Source organism: Sphingobacterium micropteri (assembly GCF_014692515.1).
GTDB lineage: Bacteria > Bacteroidota > Bacteroidia > Sphingobacteriales > Sphingobacteriaceae > Sphingobacterium > Sphingobacterium micropteri.
Window position 1 is genome coordinate 55,793 of sequence record NZ_JACOIK010000007.1, and the last position, 16,408, is coordinate 72,200.

15 protein-coding genes are annotated in these 16,408 nt (G+C 36.7%); 6 read left to right on the top strand and 9 right to left on the bottom strand.

The features are described 5' to 3' along the window. Positions 1–5: 5 nt before the first annotated feature. The 7 genes from H8B06_RS10665 to H8B06_RS10695 all read right to left on the bottom strand — a co-directional run bounded on the left by H8B06_RS10665 (position 6) and on the right by H8B06_RS10695 (position 5,081). The gene (locus H8B06_RS10665; protein ID WP_190994272.1) at positions 6–809 is read right to left on the bottom strand and encodes a phosphatidate cytidylyltransferase; all 804 of its coding nucleotides are present in this window, start codon (positions 807–809) and stop codon (positions 6–8) included. Beyond that, entirely contained in the window at positions 799–1,017 is a 219-nt protein-coding gene (locus H8B06_RS10670; protein ID WP_190994273.1) for a putative signal transducing protein, read from the bottom strand. Before H8B06_RS10670 ends, H8B06_RS10665 begins: the two co-directional genes overlap by 11 nt. After that, positions 998–1,921, bottom strand: a complete 924-nt coding sequence (locus H8B06_RS10675) for a CPBP family intramembrane glutamic endopeptidase (protein ID WP_190994274.1) — start codon at positions 1,919–1,921, stop codon at positions 998–1,000. Before H8B06_RS10675 ends, H8B06_RS10670 begins: the two co-directional genes overlap by 20 nt. Positions 1,922–2,007: 86 nt before the next feature. Beyond that, the gene (locus H8B06_RS10680) at positions 2,008–2,751 is read right to left on the bottom strand and encodes a zinc ribbon domain-containing protein (protein WP_190994275.1); all 744 of its coding nucleotides are present in this window, start codon (positions 2,749–2,751) and stop codon (positions 2,008–2,010) included. Positions 2,752–2,753: 2 nt separating this feature from the next. Next, the gene (locus H8B06_RS10685; RefSeq protein WP_190994276.1) at positions 2,754–3,851 is read right to left on the bottom strand and encodes a Nif3-like dinuclear metal center hexameric protein; all 1,098 of its coding nucleotides are present in this window, start codon (positions 3,849–3,851) and stop codon (positions 2,754–2,756) included. Between the two features lie 6 nt (positions 3,852–3,857). After that, entirely contained in the window at positions 3,858–4,349 is a 492-nt protein-coding gene (locus H8B06_RS10690; RefSeq protein WP_190994277.1) for a hypothetical protein, read from the bottom strand. 15 nt (positions 4,350–4,364) lie between these two features. Continuing rightward, a complete protein-coding gene (locus tag H8B06_RS10695) occupies positions 4,365–5,081 on the bottom strand; it encodes an SAM-dependent methyltransferase (protein WP_190994478.1) in 717 nt (238 codons plus the stop codon). Between the two features lie 359 nt (positions 5,082–5,440). Between H8B06_RS10695 and apaG the strand changes: the two genes are divergently transcribed. The 4 genes from apaG (at position 5,441) to H8B06_RS10715 (ending at position 11,670) form a co-directional block, all read left to right on the top strand. Next, positions 5,441–5,827 (top strand): Co2+/Mg2+ efflux protein ApaG, encoded by a 387-nt coding sequence (gene apaG / locus H8B06_RS10700; protein WP_190994278.1) that lies wholly within the window; start codon positions 5,441–5,443, stop codon positions 5,825–5,827. Positions 5,828–6,125: 298 nt separating this feature from the next. Continuing rightward, on the top strand, positions 6,126–7,991 hold the full coding sequence (locus tag H8B06_RS10705) for an ABC-F family ATP-binding cassette domain-containing protein (protein WP_190994279.1): 1,866 nt from the start codon (positions 6,126–6,128) through the stop codon (positions 7,989–7,991). A 65-nt stretch (positions 7,992–8,056) separates the two neighbouring features. After that, the gene (mnmG, locus tag H8B06_RS10710) at positions 8,057–9,916 is read left to right on the top strand and encodes a tRNA uridine-5-carboxymethylaminomethyl(34) synthesis enzyme MnmG (protein ID WP_190994280.1); all 1,860 of its coding nucleotides are present in this window, start codon (positions 8,057–8,059) and stop codon (positions 9,914–9,916) included. Between the two features lie 134 nt (positions 9,917–10,050). After that, positions 10,051–11,670 (top strand): Ig-like domain-containing protein, encoded by a 1,620-nt coding sequence (locus tag H8B06_RS10715; RefSeq protein ID WP_223857616.1) that lies wholly within the window; start codon positions 10,051–10,053, stop codon positions 11,668–11,670. A gap of 53 nt (positions 11,671–11,723) precedes the next feature. Here H8B06_RS10715 and H8B06_RS10720 read toward each other — a convergent pair whose 3' ends face one another. After that, entirely contained in the window at positions 11,724–12,230 is a 507-nt protein-coding gene (locus H8B06_RS10720; protein WP_190994282.1) for a gamma carbonic anhydrase family protein, read from the bottom strand. Positions 12,231–12,239: 9 nt separating this feature from the next. Beyond that, entirely contained in the window at positions 12,240–13,832 is a 1,593-nt protein-coding gene (gene nadB / locus H8B06_RS10725) for an L-aspartate oxidase (RefSeq protein ID WP_190994283.1), read from the bottom strand. Positions 13,833–14,322: 490 nt separating this feature from the next. Here nadB and nadA point away from each other — a divergent pair, with 490 nt between their 5' ends. Together nadA and thiL are read left to right on the top strand one after the other, a co-directional pair. Then, positions 14,323–15,321: a quinolinate synthase NadA gene (gene nadA / locus H8B06_RS10730; protein ID WP_190994284.1), complete on the top strand. Its 999-nt coding sequence runs from the start codon at positions 14,323–14,325 to the stop codon at positions 15,319–15,321. Positions 15,322–15,336: 15 nt separating this feature from the next. Further along, the gene (gene thiL, locus H8B06_RS10735; protein WP_190994285.1) at positions 15,337–16,383 is read left to right on the top strand and encodes a thiamine-phosphate kinase; all 1,047 of its coding nucleotides are present in this window, start codon (positions 15,337–15,339) and stop codon (positions 16,381–16,383) included. Positions 16,384–16,408: the final 25 nt, after the last annotated feature.

The window sequence follows — 16,408 nt, forward strand, 5'->3', positions numbered from 1 at the left end:
CTTTATCATTTATCGATTAGTGTCAAAAACAAATATACCAATGGAGCCGCTATCAAAAGACCATCAAACCGATCCAATAAACCACCATGCCCCGGTAATATATTGCCAGAATCTTTAACACCGACATTCCTTTTGAGCATAGATTCCACCAAATCACCGAAAGTTCCGAATATCCCAATAATTACCGCCATACACATCCAGCTCCACACGGGAAAGATGCCGAAATACTGCGAAAGAATAAATCCGGCAACGACAGCCATTACGACACCTCCAACGAATCCTTCCCAAGTTTTATTTGGCGAGATGCGTTCGAATAATTTGTGGCGTCCCATGCTTCTTCCTGCAAGATAGGCTCCCGTATCATTTGTCCACAAAAGAATCAAAAAACCAAGGGGAATATAAGCGTTATAGGTATCTCCTACGAACCCTAAACCCATAAAAAATATAAAGGGTATAGCCGCATATAACAAACCAAAAAGCGAATATGCGACATCTTGAATAGGGTGTTGCGTTGTGCGAAAAAGTGCAGCGATATAAAGGAACAAGACAGCCACGATACTAACAGGTAAAACGGAGTAGGGTAATATCGCTAGTAGGGCAAAACTGACCAGAACCAATCCTAAAGCGGCAACTCCTACACCCAATAAAAGTAATGGTTGTATGCTCTCCGTACGTACCATGCGATAAAACTCATATACACAGCACGTCGCGATCAACGAAAAAAAAGAAACAAAGGTATAAGGGCCAAGCAATACCGCACTTATCAAAATTACAATAAAAAAGAATCCGGTTATTGCCCTAGTTTTCATTTTCTTCTGCGCCGTTTTCTTGTAATAATCTTTGAGCTAATCCGCAATCATTTTCGTTGACGAAAAGGTCTATTTTCCCAAACATAAAAGACGAATCCTGCTTATTCAGCAGCACTGCGGGAATTCCATTTTCCGCTAACATCTGTTTATCCATCTCGCCCCGAATGGCGTCAGTATAAGTCTGTATTTTAATCCATCCTTTTTCCATATACGTGTAATCTTGTTGTGTATTGATAAAATATGAAAGCAATAATGATACTGGAAACCAAGCTACCAAGATACACAATTATTGAATAAGAATCACTTTCCATCAGCTCCGCATAACTTTTACCCTGTGTCGCATAATAAAAACCCAATATAACCACCATGCTGTTGTTAACAAAATGAGCCACAACAGCCGTCCATATATTTCTTGTCCAAACGACCAGATAGCCAAAAAAAACACCCAAGAGGAAACGAGGGAAGAAACCGTAAAATTGAACGTGTATCGTACTGAAAATAACGGCAACAATCCAAATAGCGACATATTCATTTTTAAAAATCCGTGTACCGATCTGTTGTAAAGCACCTCGAAAGAACAGTTCCTCTCCAATGCCGGGCAAAATAGCTAATACAATAATGTTAAGGACTAGCCTATCCCAATCATTCGTCATTAGTAATCCTCCCATTAATACCGCGGCCTCATCTTCCGTTTCCCGCATCCACTGTTCTATGCGCTGCCACGCCTCGGGAAGTTTCATCTGCATATTCCAATCCGAAATAAGAGACATACAAGGGGAAAACGCAAACAGGAACAATATACCCAATAAATACGGCTTCCAATCGCTTATATTTTCCTTTGGAAGTATAACGGCGTGTTCGTTTCTACACTGATAAATATAAGCGGGCAAAAGAAACGTTCCCGCAGAACTTAGCCCTAGGAAAATATAAAAATAATAGCTTTTTAATGGGTTATCACTCGAAATACTTGTTAGAAAATCAATATCTCCAAAAATGGCTGTTCCTACTATACCGAACAGCAAGGAAATAAAGAAAACGCAAATGAAAGTAATCAGCATTAGCGACAAGAAGTCGGTCCAGGGGCTCTTTTGTGGTATCTCCGTTTTATGCATAGGTTTCCATCTATTTAAGCAAGATTTTTAACAAAATAGCCCCGCGTTTATCGTGGGGCTATTTATTTATATTCGTAAGAATAAGACTAAGCGTGCTCTTCCTCGAAAACGATACCTTCGTCTACAATAATTCTTCCGCAGTGTTCACAAATAATGATTTTCTTGCGTTGACGGATTTCTGATTGTAATTGAGGTGGAATTTTATTGTAACATCCTGAACAGCTATCCCGCTCAATGGAAACAACGGCCAAACCATTTCTAAACGTCCCGCGCAGTTTGTTATAAACTTTTAGCAAACGGTCTTCAATGTTTTTTTCTGCCTTTGCCGCCTTATCCAATAAAGCGTCTTCTTCCTTTTGCGTTTCCCCAGTGATGGTTTCCAGCTCTTGCTTTTTTACATCCGATTCACCTTTACTATATTCAAGACTTTTTTGTGTGCTTTCGTAAAGTTCAGTTTTGTTCTTTATTTCGAATTCTGCTTCACGAATACGTTTTTCACATACCTGAATTTCTAATCCTTGAATTTCAATCTCCTTTGAGATAGCATCATATTCACGATTATTTTTTACTTCATTCAGTTGTCCTTCGTATTTTTTAATCGCAGCTTGTGCGTCTTTAATCATGTTTCTGCGATTCACGATAGAATCTTCCAAATCATCCAGATCTGTTCTGATTTTCTCGATTCGGGTATCAAGTCCTGCTATCTCATCTTCCAGATCGGCAACCTCGATAGGCAACTCACCACGCACCTGGCGAATCTTATCTACCTTCGTATGGATGGACTGTAGCGTCCATAATGCTTTCAGCTTTTGTTCTACGGATTGTTCCATTATCAAACGTAATATTTAATAGGATTTGTCTCTATTCCTGTCAATAGGACAGCAAAGTTAACAAATTTTTTCTGAATAATTTCTAATAATAATTCCTGTGTAAATTGTTCACTTTCAAAATGTCCTATGTCTGCAATAACAATATCATCCTCCGCGTCAAAGAACTCATGGTATTTATAATCGGCCGAAATAAAGATATCAGCGCCCGAACGTTTTGCATCATCCAGTAGAAATCCTCCTGCTCCTCCACAAACGGCAACTCTGGAAATGGATTTTTTTAGCAGCTTGGTATGCCGGATAACCTGTACATTCAATCGATCTTTTACATATCCTAGGAATTCGGCTTCGCGCATTGGATTCGGTAAGTTGCCGATAGCACCTGAACCTACCGTTTGCAGCGTATTTTCCAACTTAAAAATATCGTGTGCTACTTCTTCATAAGGATGTGCAGCATACATCGCAACCAAGATAGAACGTTCCAATCTTTCGGGATAAATAACCTCTATCTTCGTTTCTTCAACACGTTCCTGTTCATCGACTTTACCAATTGTTGGGTTAGCGCCATCCAATGGTCGAAATGTTCCATACCCTAATGTATTATAACTACATTCGTCATAATCGCCAATCGCACCTGCTCCGGCTTCGAACAATGCTTCTCGAACCGCCTCCACGTGTGTGCGCGGTACGAAGACAGCTAATTTCTTAAGCAAATTTCGTTTAGGGCGTAAAACCGCGTGTGATTCCAAACCTAGCTTTTCGGCTATTTTGCTACTCACTCCCCCCAACACGTTATCTAGATTAGTGTGAATGGCATAAAGTGCGATCTGATGGCGTATAGCTTTAATAACCACACGCTCCACATAATTTTTACCATTCAGTTTTTTCAATCCGCTAAATACAATAGGATGGTGTGCGATAATAATATCACAACCTTTTTGTATAGCCTCATCAACGATTTCCTCCGTACAATCCAATGCGATCAATGCCTGCTGTATCTCATCATCCGGATTGCCGACAATTAATCCCGAATTGTCATACGATTCCTGATAAGCTAAAGGCGCAATATGTTCTAAGTACTGTATAAGTTCTCTGATCTTCATCCTATTTTATATCTCTGTTTCCTCTTTATGCTCTGCTGTAAAATCTTTTCCATAATGTTCAATATGCATGCGCAGCAGCGTTTTATATTCATGGACTTTAACCCAATAGGTGATAAAATACACCAAATGTAATATACTGATAATCGTCAGCACAAACAATGGTAAGGGAATATTACTTAATAAAAAAGTCCAAGCAAATATAAGTCCCCATTTTTGCGTGGGTCTTTCTTCCACCTCTACTTTTCGATCATAAAATTCGTTATTTAGCGAATCCGCTAACCGTTTAGCGACTTCAAAGTTCCAATAGATATTAAATATAGGTACGGCCACAAACCATGCTTGACTAGGTAATATACATTGGTTTTCTTTTTTAATCAATTTCAGCGTACGATAAATTGTTAAGGCAAAAAATATCCAGATTATAATTCGGATTATTCCTCCAATAAGCATATACAATGCCATATCATCCGTTATATTTTCAGGTATTATATCTAGCATGGTATACAAATAAGTTTAATTTTGGACATACATCAAAAATATAGTGGGTTTCTTATGAAGTTCCGGTTTTCGGCTTTTCCATTCGAAAACGGACAAAGTCAATATTTGTTCGTCAAGCGCGGTTATACTACAACCTACACATAGCTTTGTTTTCGGTTTACAATTTTTAAGCAAATCATCAAACAAGGCATTATTACGAAAAGGTGTTTCAATAAAAATCTGTGTTTGTTGCTCTTTTTGTGATTGGAATTCCAACTCTTTAATTTTTTTAGCCCGTTCGCCTTTGTCTATCGGAAGATAACCGTGGAAGGCAAACTTTTGTCCGCTAAATCCGGATGCCATCAACGCCAACAAAATAGAACTGGGTCCAACCAATGGAACGACCTTTATACCTCGTTTATGTGCTTCCGCAACAACGTGTGCTCCCGGATCCGCAACGCCAGGACAGCCCGCTTCCGACATCAATCCCAAATCTTTCCCCTCCATAACCGATTTAAAAATACGATTATAATCGATTATTTCACGAGCATGTTTGCCATAATCGTGTATTTTCAGTTCGTTTTGGGATATTTTTAAACCCGCCTGCTTTAGAAACCGACGCGCAGTTTTTTCATTCTCAACCACATACTCGTCAATATGATTTATAAGCTCCTGATGGAACAACGTGTACGACTGTTTCTCTGCGTTTTCAGCCAACGGCACTGGGATAAGATATAGTGTTCCTAAAGACATCATTCAAACCTAAATAAAATGCTTTGCATTCACGAACCGAATTTAAATGAGTTCATGCATGTCTTTAAAAATAAGCAAAAATGCTTAATAAAAAAGATAAACTCTATTGTTTCCTTTTTAGATAAAAGCACTTCCGACATTAAAATAAATTTGATGGTTAAAAAGATAATTGATAATTTGCTCACGATTAAGGTGTTCATTATCAAACGAAGTATCCTGATATATATTTCCTCTATACAATAGCCCTTGATGGCAGAGGAGAGCAAAATAGAATTCATTTTATATGTAGACACAATTATATTGCATATAAAATAAATTTATTTAGGTTTGATATGCAGTTAAAGACGAGCAATTAAAAGATGAATACACAAATAACATCCGGCGTAAAAGTATCTGTAGACGTTGTCTATCAACCCGAATATTCTAACCCGGCGAAGATGCATTTTATGTTTTCCTATCAAATCACCATCGAGAATCTAAGTGATGTTACCATACAACTTCTCAACAGGCACTGGGATATTTTTGATTCTTTTGGAGACTTTAAACAAGTTAAAGGGGAGGGTGTCGTTGGTGAGCAACCTATATTAATCCCAGGATCCACTTACCAGTATGTTTCGGGATGCAATCTAAAAAGTGAAATAGGATATATGGAAGGACATTATGAAATGATTAAAGAAGTGGATGGTGATATATTTCATGTAGAAATTCCCCGGTTCAATTTAATAGCCTCCTTTAAATTGAACTAAGCAAATAATTTGTCAAATAAAGTAAAAATGTAAGGCGGTATAAAACAATCGCTTAGGTCACTAAAAAACGCATATATTACGGGAAAAATACATATTATTTTTTGGAAAATAACTTGTTGAATTTTGAAAAAGGACTGACCAGTTTGCCCAAATCTTACAGAAGAAAAGAAAATTATTTGCGTACTTTTGTACTTGGAAATTTATATCCGTTTACATACTGTTATAAATTTTTTCTATAACTTATACGTTAATTATAGAAAAGTGTAAATATAAGTATTTAATTATCAATACATTAGACGTGAGTATTCTAGCAACAGAGCAAGTTAGCCATTCTTTTCATGACAAATGGCTGTTTACCAATCTGCATTTTGCTTTACAGAAAGGAGACAGAGTAGCTTTAGTAGGCATAAATGGAACGGGTAAATCTACACTGCTCAAAATTCTGGCTGAACAGATTGTACCAACTGAAGGAAAAGTTGTCAAAGAACGTGGTATTAAAATCGGTTTCTTATCTCAAGAACCAAGTTTTAATGGAATGGAGACCGTAAACGATTTTATTTATAGTGCAGATAATGAACAACAGCAATTAATAAAAGCGTATGAAAATTTATTGATTAGCGATAAAATAGATGAGCGCATACTAGCAGAGCTTACCGATAAATTATCCGCTTTGGAGGCTTGGGAATACGAATATAATATTAAAACGATCTTAAATAGGTTGCAGATCTCCGACTTTAACCAAACAATAGATAGTCTATCGGGAGGCCAACGGAAACGTTTATCTTTGGCAAAATTGCTGATAGACGAGCCTGATGTTTATGTCTTAGATGAACCAACCAACCATTTGGATATAGAAACTATAGAATGGTTAGAAAAATTATTGACAACAGGAAATAAAACTGTTCTTCTCGTTACACATGATAGGTATTTTCTGGATAATGTATGTACAGAAATACGAGAATTGGACAAGGGAAGTCTATTCATATATAAAGGAAATTATACCTACTTCTTGGAAAAGAAAGCCGAACGCGAAGCAATAGACGCAGCCACAGCAGAAAAGGCACAAAACCTACTTAGGCGCGAATTGGAATGGATGCGTCGCCAACCCCAAGCCAGGGGGACAAAATCAAAGGCACGCATTGACGCTTTTTATGAGCTAGAGGAAAAATCAAAGGGAGCACAGAAAAAAGAAAATGTTCAGCTTTCCGTAAAGATAAGCAGGCAAGGTTCCAAAATATTAGAATTGGAAAAAATTTCAAAATCTTTTTCTGAAAAAAAAATTATAGATAACTTTTCATATATTTTCAAGAAAGGTGATCGAATTGGTCTTGCAGGGAAAAATGGTAGTGGTAAATCCACTTTTTTAAACTTAATAACCCAAGTCATACCTCCAGATCACGGAAATATTATCATAGGCGAGACAACTAAATTCGGATATTATAAACAAGAAGGACTGACTTTTAAACAAGATGATCGCGTATTAGATATTGTCAAAAATGTAGCAGACTATATTGAAATGGCCAACGGCGATGTCATTACGGCTTCACAACTATTAACTTTATTTTTATTTCCACCGGAAAAACAATATAATTTGGTAAACCGGCTGAGTGGGGGAGAAAAGAAGCGTTTACACCTGATGCGTGTGTTAATGGCCAATCCGAACTTTTTGATACTCGATGAGCCTTCTAATGATTTAGACATCGATACATTAAATGTATTAGAAGAATTTCTGGATAATTACAACGGTGTTCTAGTATTGGTTTCTCACGATCGTTATTTAATAGATAAATTAACGGAACAGCTCTTTATTTTTGAAAATAGCGGAAATCTAAAAATATACAATGGGAATTACGCGGATTATAAACTGGAACAAGAGCAAATTATCCGGAACGAAAAAGAAAGAGTAAAGAGTACACCAGTCGAAAAAAAAGCACCCTCATCAAAAACAGAAAAGAAAAGACTATCTTATAAAGACCAACTCGAATATGAGTCTTTGGAAAAAGAGATAGCAGAAATAGAAAATACAATAAAACAAAATGCAGAATTATTAAATACCATTACCAGTCATCAAGAGATAGCAGCAATTGCGTTAGATATCGAAAAATTACAAAACGAACTTGACAATAAATCGGAACGCTGGTTAGAACTAGCAGAATATATGTAATCCGTTCCACGTGAAACGAAAAAATAAAATATATAAATTCCACGTGGAACATCAGTGAATAAAAAATGTTTAATAAATATAATGTTATAGTAGTGGGTGCAGGACACGCTGGATGTGAAGCAGCAGCAGCGGCCGCCAACCTAGGTTCCTCCGTCTTACTAATTACCATGAACATGGGCGTTATTGCACAAATGAGCTGTAATCCCGCCATTGGTGGTGTCGCAAAAGGACAAATTGTAAGAGAAATCGACGCTATGGGTGGATACACCGGAATCATTGCAGATAAGTCTACCTTACAATTTAGAATGCTTAACCTTTCAAAAGGTCCTGCAATGTGGAGTCCGCGTTCACAAAATGATCGGATGCGTTTCGCGGAGGAATGGAGACTTACGCTTGAGTCACTACCAAATGTTGATATGTGGCAAGATACTGTCAAAGAAGTGATCGTTAAAAACGGACGGGCAGCCGGTGTAGTAACATCACTTGGTATTCGTATAGAATCAGACGCCGTTATTCTGACGAACGGTACTTTTTTAAATGGTATCATACATATTGGTGAAAAGAAAATAGGAGGGGGACGCACTGGAGAAAAAGCAGCTACTGGACTTACAGAACAACTTATTACCTTAGGGTTTGAGTCAGGTAGAATGAAAACGGGAACTCCTCCTAGAGTAGATGGAAGGTCGCTCAATTATAAATTAATGGAAGAACAATGGGGTGATGACAAAAGGGGACGATTTTCTTATACCGATGTTGAATTACCAACGATACAACGCTGCTGTTGGATTACCTATACCAACGATAAGGTACATGAGGTACTTAAAACCGGTTTTGAAAAATCTCCTATGTTTACGGGACGAATCAAAGGTTTAGGTCCGCGATATTGTCCATCTATCGAAGATAAAATTAATCGTTTTTCGGAACGGGATAGACATCAAATATTTGTAGAACCAGAAGGCTTTAATACTGTCGAAATATATGTAAATGGCTTTTCCACGTCGCTTCCGGAAGATGTACAACAAAAAGCGTTACGCTTAATACCTGGATTTGAAAATGCGAAAATGTATAGACCCGGATATGCGATAGAATATGATTACTTTCCTCCTATGCAATTGGACTTGACGCTAGAAACGTTGAAAGTTAAACATCTCTTCTTCGCTGGTCAGATTAATGGAACAACTGGATATGAAGAAGCGGGAGCACAAGGCTTTATTGCTGGTGTAAACGCACATCAACGAATTAATGATTTACAAGAGCTTATATTGAAACGTTCCGAATCCTATATTGGTGTTCTCATCGACGATTTAGTTACTAAAGGAACAGAAGAACCTTACCGTATGTTTACTTCTAGAGCAGAACACCGACTTCTCCTACGTCAAGATAATGCAGATATTCGCCTTACACCCATCGCATACAAATTAGGTTTAGTTGATGAAGAACGTCTAAGAAAAGTAAATAAGAAAATAGAAGATTCGGATTACCTGGTAGATTATATGAAACAACATAGTCTTTCACCTGACGAAATGAATCCAGTTTTGGAAGAAGTCGGCTCTAGTCCACTTCAACAAAAATCAAGGATGTTTAACATATTGAGCAGACCGCAAATCAATATCTCCCATATTGCTAAAGCGAATACGGTATTTAGTAACTTACTAGATGATTACGAAGACGAAACAATTGAACAAACCGAAATAAAAATAAAGTATGATAGCTACTTCGCCAAGGAAATGGAAATTGTAAACAGAATGAAAAAAATGGAAGACAAAGAAATAAATCCAAATTTTGATTATGGTAAACTTACCTCTCTTTCTATTGAAGCGCGCGAAAAATTATTAAAAGTAAAACCGCGTACACTTGGTCAAGCTTCCCGTATATCAGGAGTTTCGCCATCTGATATCAGCGTATTAATGGTACATATGAGTTAATAAACTGATAATCAATATATTATAAATTAAAATAAAAAAATAAAAATAAAGCGATATAAGAGACTATTTTTAATTTTATGAGTCAGACTTCCAAAATAAATAAAAGTTCATCCAATAGCCTTAAAATAACGAAAATGCAAAATATAGCCATTTTTGGCTTTTTTTTGTTGCTATTGTTTAGTTTAAGCCGATGTGCAAATATGCAGCGTCCGACGGGCGGACCGAAAGACTCTATAGCTCCAAAACTACTAGATGTATCGATTCCGAACTTCTCCACGAATTTTACAGAAAAAAGAATTATACTGCGTTTTGATGAATTCATAAAATTAAACAACCAATACAAAGAATTTAGCATAAGTCCCGATCTAGAAGACATCGTGGACTACCGGGTACGAAAAAAAGACCTGGTTATTACCTTACCCGATTCGTTGGAAGGTAATACCACTTATACAATCAACTTTGGTAAGGGATTGGTAGATTACAATGAAAGTAACCCTTTTATAGATTACAATTATGTATTCGCTACCGGAGATGAATTAGATTCTCTCTCTATCAGCGGTTCTGTTCTCAATGGTTTTACGAAACAATTCGACCAAAAGAAAGACGAAAACATCAAAGTGCTTCTTATTCCGACATCACAAGATTCTATATTTGGAAAAAGAAAAGCAAATATATTCGCAAATGTGGATACTTCCGGCAACTTTAAATTCAACAACTTAAGAGAAGATACCTATCGAATTTATGCATTAAAGGAGCAAAACAATGACCGTATATTTAATGGAAATGATGAATGGATCGGCTTTATAGAAGATAGTATATATCTAGATCGGGATATAACAGATATAAAACTTGAAATAACAAAAGCATATCCGAAAGATTTTCGCACACTGGAGAAAAAATTTGAACCAACAGGCCATATACTACTAACCTTCACAAAACCACTCGAACGCCCAGCGGCAAAAATTCTATTCCCTGCAGAACTAGATGACAATAAAATAGAACAATACAGTCTTAATAATGACTCTGCAAAAATCTATATACCGAAAGCAGAACTCGATTCCATAAAAATAGAATTAAGTGACAACGATGAAATATTGGATACTATTTTTATCAGAACAAATAAAAACGCAAAATTCGATAGAGAGGTAAAACCTATATTAAGCATTACAAATAAGGTTGATCGTGTCCGCCATATCACGCTAACTAGCGCTAGTCCGCTAGCGAGTGTTGATAAATCAAAAATCCTTATTCATGAAGATTCCATCTCGAGAAGAAACTTCCAATTACAGCAGGATACCCTAAAAACAAACTTATATCATATACGTTATAATTGGCGTCCTAAACGAGACTATGAGTTGGTTATTCAAGAAGGAGCCATGCACACGTCATTTGGTGATACCAACGTGGAGTCCAAGATAAGATTTACCTTAGATGAGTCCGATAACTATGGTAACATCAATTTCACCGTAAATGGATTAGATTCTACAATGAACTACATTGTAGAACTTATTGACGAAGCGAAAGAAAAGGTATTTGATAGACAGCCTCTTCATGCGTCTAATCCAAGAATAAATTATAACAATTATCCTGGAGGTAAATACTCGATACGGATTATTTATGACGCGAACAATAACGGAAGATGGGATCCCGCAGACGTTTATGCAAAAAAACAAGCAGAAAATATCTGGTATTTAGGCAAAACATTTACTATACGGGCAAATTGGGATCAAAATGAAACGATTAATTTAAAATAGAATGAGCAGATAAAATAATATATATCGACTATTTTGAAGAACGTAATATATCGTTAAAACCAGGAACTATATAACACATAATTATGTGGCAGCTGCTGCAACATGGCCAATTGCTCTTCTGTTAGCGGCTTTATTTTCTTAGCAGGGACACCCGCATATAAATATCCTGCTTCACATATAGTATCTTCTAAAACAACCGCTCCAGCTGCGATAATTACATTAGATTCTATAATGGCCCTATCCATCACAATCGCACCCATACCAATAAGTACGTAATCTCGTACCATACATCCGTGCACAATAGCATGGTGTCCTATATTCACAAAATTGCCAATATCAGTTCCATTTTTCTGATATGTACAATGAATAACAACGCCATCTTGAATATTGGTATAATTTCCAATACGGATATAATTCACATCACCTCTAACAACCGCATTAAACCAAATAGAACAATGCTTCCCAACAATGACATCCCCAACTATCGTAGCATTATCAGCAATAAAAACAGAATTATCAATTTGGGGATGTATATCTTTTACAGGTAAAATAATAGGCATTTCAATAAATTATAAAACAGTATCAGTTAATGTGGTTGATTTTTCCGGAGAATCGGTAGTATAATGTAACCCTCTACTTTCTTTGCGTTGCATAGCAGACTTAACAATCAAATAAGAAACTTGTATCACGTTACGCAACTCACAAAGTTTTACAGATAACTTGGTGTTTTTATAAAATTCCTCGGTCTCTTCATGAAGAAATCCCAGTCTTCTGATTGCTCTGTCTAAACGAAAATCCGAACGTACTATCCCTACATAGTCGCTCATCAATTTCTGTGTCTCACGTAAATTATGTGTCACTAATATCTCTTCATTCATCAATTTTACTTTAGATTCATCCCAAAACGGAATATTCTTCGGATAATCTAATGTAGCCAGTATCGACGACGCATCCTCAAAAATTCGGTGCGCATATACCACCGCTTCCAGTAAAGAATTCGAAGCCAAACGATTGGCGCCATGGAGCCCTGTCGAGGAACATTCTCCACAAGCATACAAATTCTGAATAGAAGTTCTTCCCATCTCATCAACCATTATACCTCCGCATAAATAATGTGCAGCTGGTGTTACCGGTATATAATCTTTCGTCATATCCAGACCTATTGAAAGACATTTCTCATATATATTTGGAAAGTGCGCTATAATATCAGCTCTTTTGCGATGTGTAATGTCCAGGTAAACAAAATCAATCCCGGATTTCTTCATTTCATTATCGATCGCTCTCGCAACAATGTCTCGTGGAGCTAATGACGCACGCTCGTCATATTCCTCCATAAAGGATTCCCCAGTCACTCTTCTCAAAACACCGCCAAAACCACGCACCGCTTCTGAAATAAGAAATGATGGTGATTCCTTCGGATTATATAAAGATGTTGGGTGAAATTGTATAAATTCCATGTTTCTAACCTTCCCCTTAGCCCGATATACCATAGCAATTCCATCACCAGTCGCAATAGTCGGGTTAGTTGTACTGGCATATACATGTCCCGCTCCTCCAGATGCCATCAATGTCACTTTACTAAGAAAAGTCTCAATCGTATTGCTTCGCGTATTCAATGCATAGATACCAAAACAGCTAATATCTGCTGTACTTCTATCTACATGAATTCCCTGATGATGTTGCGTAATCAAATCAATCGCAAAATAATGCGTTAATATCTCAATATTTTGATGTTGATGTACTTTCTCTAATAATGCTCGCTCTATTTCATAACCTGTAATATCTTTATAATGAAGAATACGATGATTTGAATGCCCTCCTTCACGAGCTAAATCATAATGTTCCTCATCGACCTTATCGAAATTAGTACCATATTCAATAAGTTCCTTAATTCTTTCAGGCGCTTCCTTAACTACGTTTTCCACAATGTTAACTTGGCACAGACCATCGCCAGCTATCTGTGTATCAGCTATATGCTTTTCGAAGCTGTCAGACTTATCCACAACGGCAGCGACACCTCCTTGCGCATATTTGGTATTCGATTCATCCTCATTAGACTTCGTGACTATCAATACTTTACCCAATTCGGCTGCTTTAAGTGCAAAGCTCAACCCAGCAATGCCAGAACCAATTATCAAAAAATCTACTTGTCTGTGTATCATAAAGTGTATAAAGCGGAATGTTGTTTAATTATTATAAAGAACAAATTAACAAAATATGTGGAAAACCTGTATAAAAACGGTGAACTAAAAATTAAAACTTTCAAACTTTCCACAGTCACCTATCTATTCCCACAAAAAGGTCATAAAAGTTAAGATAAAATCAACCTAATATTAACAAATTGTAAACAATAAACATTCAACAAAAAAATATGGAAAAAGAAAAGATAAAAGAATCATTCAACTGAAAATCAAACAATAACCTTTTCATCGATGTTAATAAGATGTGGAAAATGAAAGAATAAACATTTTTCCAAATAAAAATGAATGCACTTATCCCCACTTTCCACAGGCTAATAAACAATAAGATTCTTTCTTTAAAAAAATATTATCATTTATTGAAAAAAGGGAATGTGGATTTCGTTTGATTTTCTTTCTTTACTTTTGTATCGTTGTTTAGTCAAACTAAAGAAGCTAAATAGAGAGAGAACTAATGAATACGATTTTTGAAAGGGATTTAGAAGCAAAGGGTTATATTGACGAGCCTATTGATCCTACTGTAGATATTGTAGCTGAAATTCAGCAACTTAAAAAAGAAAAGAATGCAGTTATCTTAGCACATTATTACCAAGAAGCTGAGATTCAAGATATTGCCGATTATATTGGAGATAGTCTGGGACTATCGCAACAAGCAGCTAAGACGGATGCAGATGTAATTGTTTTTGCTGGAGTGCATTTTATGGCTGAAACAGCTAAGATTTTATCGCCTTCAAAAAAAGTGTTGTTACCTGATTTAAAAGCAGGGTGTTCATTATCAGATAGTTGTCCTCCACATTTGTTCGCTAAATTTAAAGAGCAATATCCAGATCATATGGTTATAACTTATGTAAACTGTACCGCAGAGTTAAAAGCCCTGTCGGATATTGTGTGCACATCCAGTAATGCGGTGCAGATTGTGGAAAGTTTACCAAAAGAGCAAAAGATTATTTTTGGTCCTGACCGTAATCTAGGGGAGTATGTCAAAAAGAAAACAGGTCGTGATTTGGTGTTATGGAATGGTGCATGTATGGTACATGAAATTTTCTCACAGGATAAAATAGCAGATTTAAAGAAGCAATTTCCGGATGCTAAATTTATAGCGCACCCCGAGTGTGAAGATCATATTCTAGCACAAGCAGATTATATCGGTTCTACCTCAGGTATGTTGAAGTTTACGATTGAGGATAGTGCACAACAATATATTGTTGCAACGGAATCTGGTATTTTACATCAGATGCAGAAAGCAAGCCCTACGAAGACTTTTATTCCAGCACCACCAAATAATATATGTGCATGTAATGATTGCCCACATATGAAGCTAAACACGTTAGAAAAGCTTTATAACTGTTTATATTATGAATTACCCGAAGTAGACTTGTCTATAGATGTTGTAGAACGTGCTAGAAAACCTATCGAACGTATGCTGGAAATATCCGAGAGATTAGGGTTGTAAAAAAAATTATGAAAAATGTTTGATAACAAGGATAAAACGGAAATAAACGAATTAGGTGAGTTCGGTTTGATTGCGTATCTAACCAAGGCGGTAGAACTCACGGAACCATCTACTATAAAAGGAATTGGAGATGACGCGGCTGTATTGGATTTTTCTAATAAAAAAACGTTGATATCCACGGATTTACTGCTTGAAGGCATTCATTTTGATTTACGTTATGTTCCGCTAAAACATCTGGGATATAAAGCCGTACAAGTCAATTTGAGTGATATTTATGCCATGAACGGCAAAGCTTCACAGATTACTTTTTCCATCGGTTTATCCTCTAAATTTCCATTGGAAGCGGTAGAAGAAATTTACGAGGGTGCGCTGATAGCTTGTAAAAAATATAATATAGATCTTATAGGAGGTGATACGTCTGCGTCGACACAAGGTTTAGTTATTTCTGTTACGAGTATTGGACATGCGGAAGCAGATAAAATAGCTTATCGTTCGGGTGCGAAAGAAGGTGATTTGCTTTGTGTAAGTGGTGACCTGGGCGGTGCTTATGTAGGGTTACAGCTTTTGGAGCGTGAAAAGCATATTTTTTTAGATAATCCACAGATTCAGCCGGATCTGGAAGGTAAAGATTATATTGTGGAGCGGCAACTAAAACCAGAAGCACGTAAGGATGTGGTGGAATTATTTGAAATTTACGGCATACAACCTCATGCGATGATCGATGTATCCGATGGTTTAGCTTCGGAGATACTACACATCTGCAATGCATCTAAGGTGGGGTGTAAACTATATGAAGATAAAATTCCGATTGATCCGATGACTTACGATACTGCTCGTGAATTTGGTTTAGATCCAACGGTATGTGCCTTGAATGGTGGCGAAGATTATGAGTTGCTGTTCACTGTTCCACAGGAGCAATACGATAAAGTAAAGAACCAGTTGGATATTACGATTATCGGTTATATAACAGAAGAAGCGGCTGGCTGTGAAATGATTTCCAAATCCGGAAATGTGTATCCGATTAAAGCACAAGGCTGGAATGCTTTTAAAGGAAACAAATAAATATCTTAAATGTAAAGAGACAGAT

What these genes read in the sequence shown, in the direction of transcription:
- apaG (WP_190994278.1), top strand. Translation starts at nt 5,441, where the DNA reads ATGAATACACAAATAACATCCGGCGTAAAAGTATCTGTAGACGTTGTC.
- mnmG (WP_190994280.1), top strand. Translation starts at nt 8,057, where the DNA reads ATGTTTAATAAATATAATGTTATAGTAGTGGGTGCAGGACACGCTGGA.
- nadB (WP_190994283.1), bottom strand. Translation starts at nt 13,832, where the DNA reads ATGATACACAGACAAGTAGATTTTTTGATAATTGGTTCTGGCATTGCT.
- H8B06_RS10675 (WP_190994274.1), bottom strand. Translation starts at nt 1,921, where the DNA reads ATGCATAAAACGGAGATACCACAAAAGAGCCCCTGGACCGACTTCTTG.
- H8B06_RS10670 (WP_190994273.1), bottom strand. Translation starts at nt 1,017, where the DNA reads ATGGAAAAAGGATGGATTAAAATACAGACTTATACTGACGCCATTCGG.
- H8B06_RS10715 (WP_223857616.1), top strand. Translation starts at nt 10,051, where the DNA reads ATGCAAAATATAGCCATTTTTGGCTTTTTTTTGTTGCTATTGTTTAGT.
- H8B06_RS10695 (WP_190994478.1), bottom strand. Translation starts at nt 5,081, where the DNA reads ATGTCTTTAGGAACACTATATCTTATCCCAGTGCCGTTGGCTGAAAAC.
- H8B06_RS10690 (WP_190994277.1), bottom strand. Translation starts at nt 4,349, where the DNA reads ATGCTAGATATAATACCTGAAAATATAACGGATGATATGGCATTGTAT.
- thiL (WP_190994285.1), top strand. Translation starts at nt 15,337, where the DNA reads ATGTTTGATAACAAGGATAAAACGGAAATAAACGAATTAGGTGAGTTC.
- nadA (WP_190994284.1), top strand. Translation starts at nt 14,323, where the DNA reads ATGAATACGATTTTTGAAAGGGATTTAGAAGCAAAGGGTTATATTGAC.
- H8B06_RS10680 (WP_190994275.1), bottom strand. Translation starts at nt 2,751, where the DNA reads ATGGAACAATCCGTAGAACAAAAGCTGAAAGCATTATGGACGCTACAG.
- H8B06_RS10685 (WP_190994276.1), bottom strand. Translation starts at nt 3,851, where the DNA reads ATGAAGATCAGAGAACTTATACAGTACTTAGAACATATTGCGCCTTTA.
- H8B06_RS10720 (WP_190994282.1), bottom strand. Translation starts at nt 12,230, where the DNA reads ATGCCTATTATTTTACCTGTAAAAGATATACATCCCCAAATTGATAAT.
- H8B06_RS10665 (WP_190994272.1), bottom strand. Translation starts at nt 809, where the DNA reads ATGAAAACTAGGGCAATAACCGGATTCTTTTTTATTGTAATTTTGATA.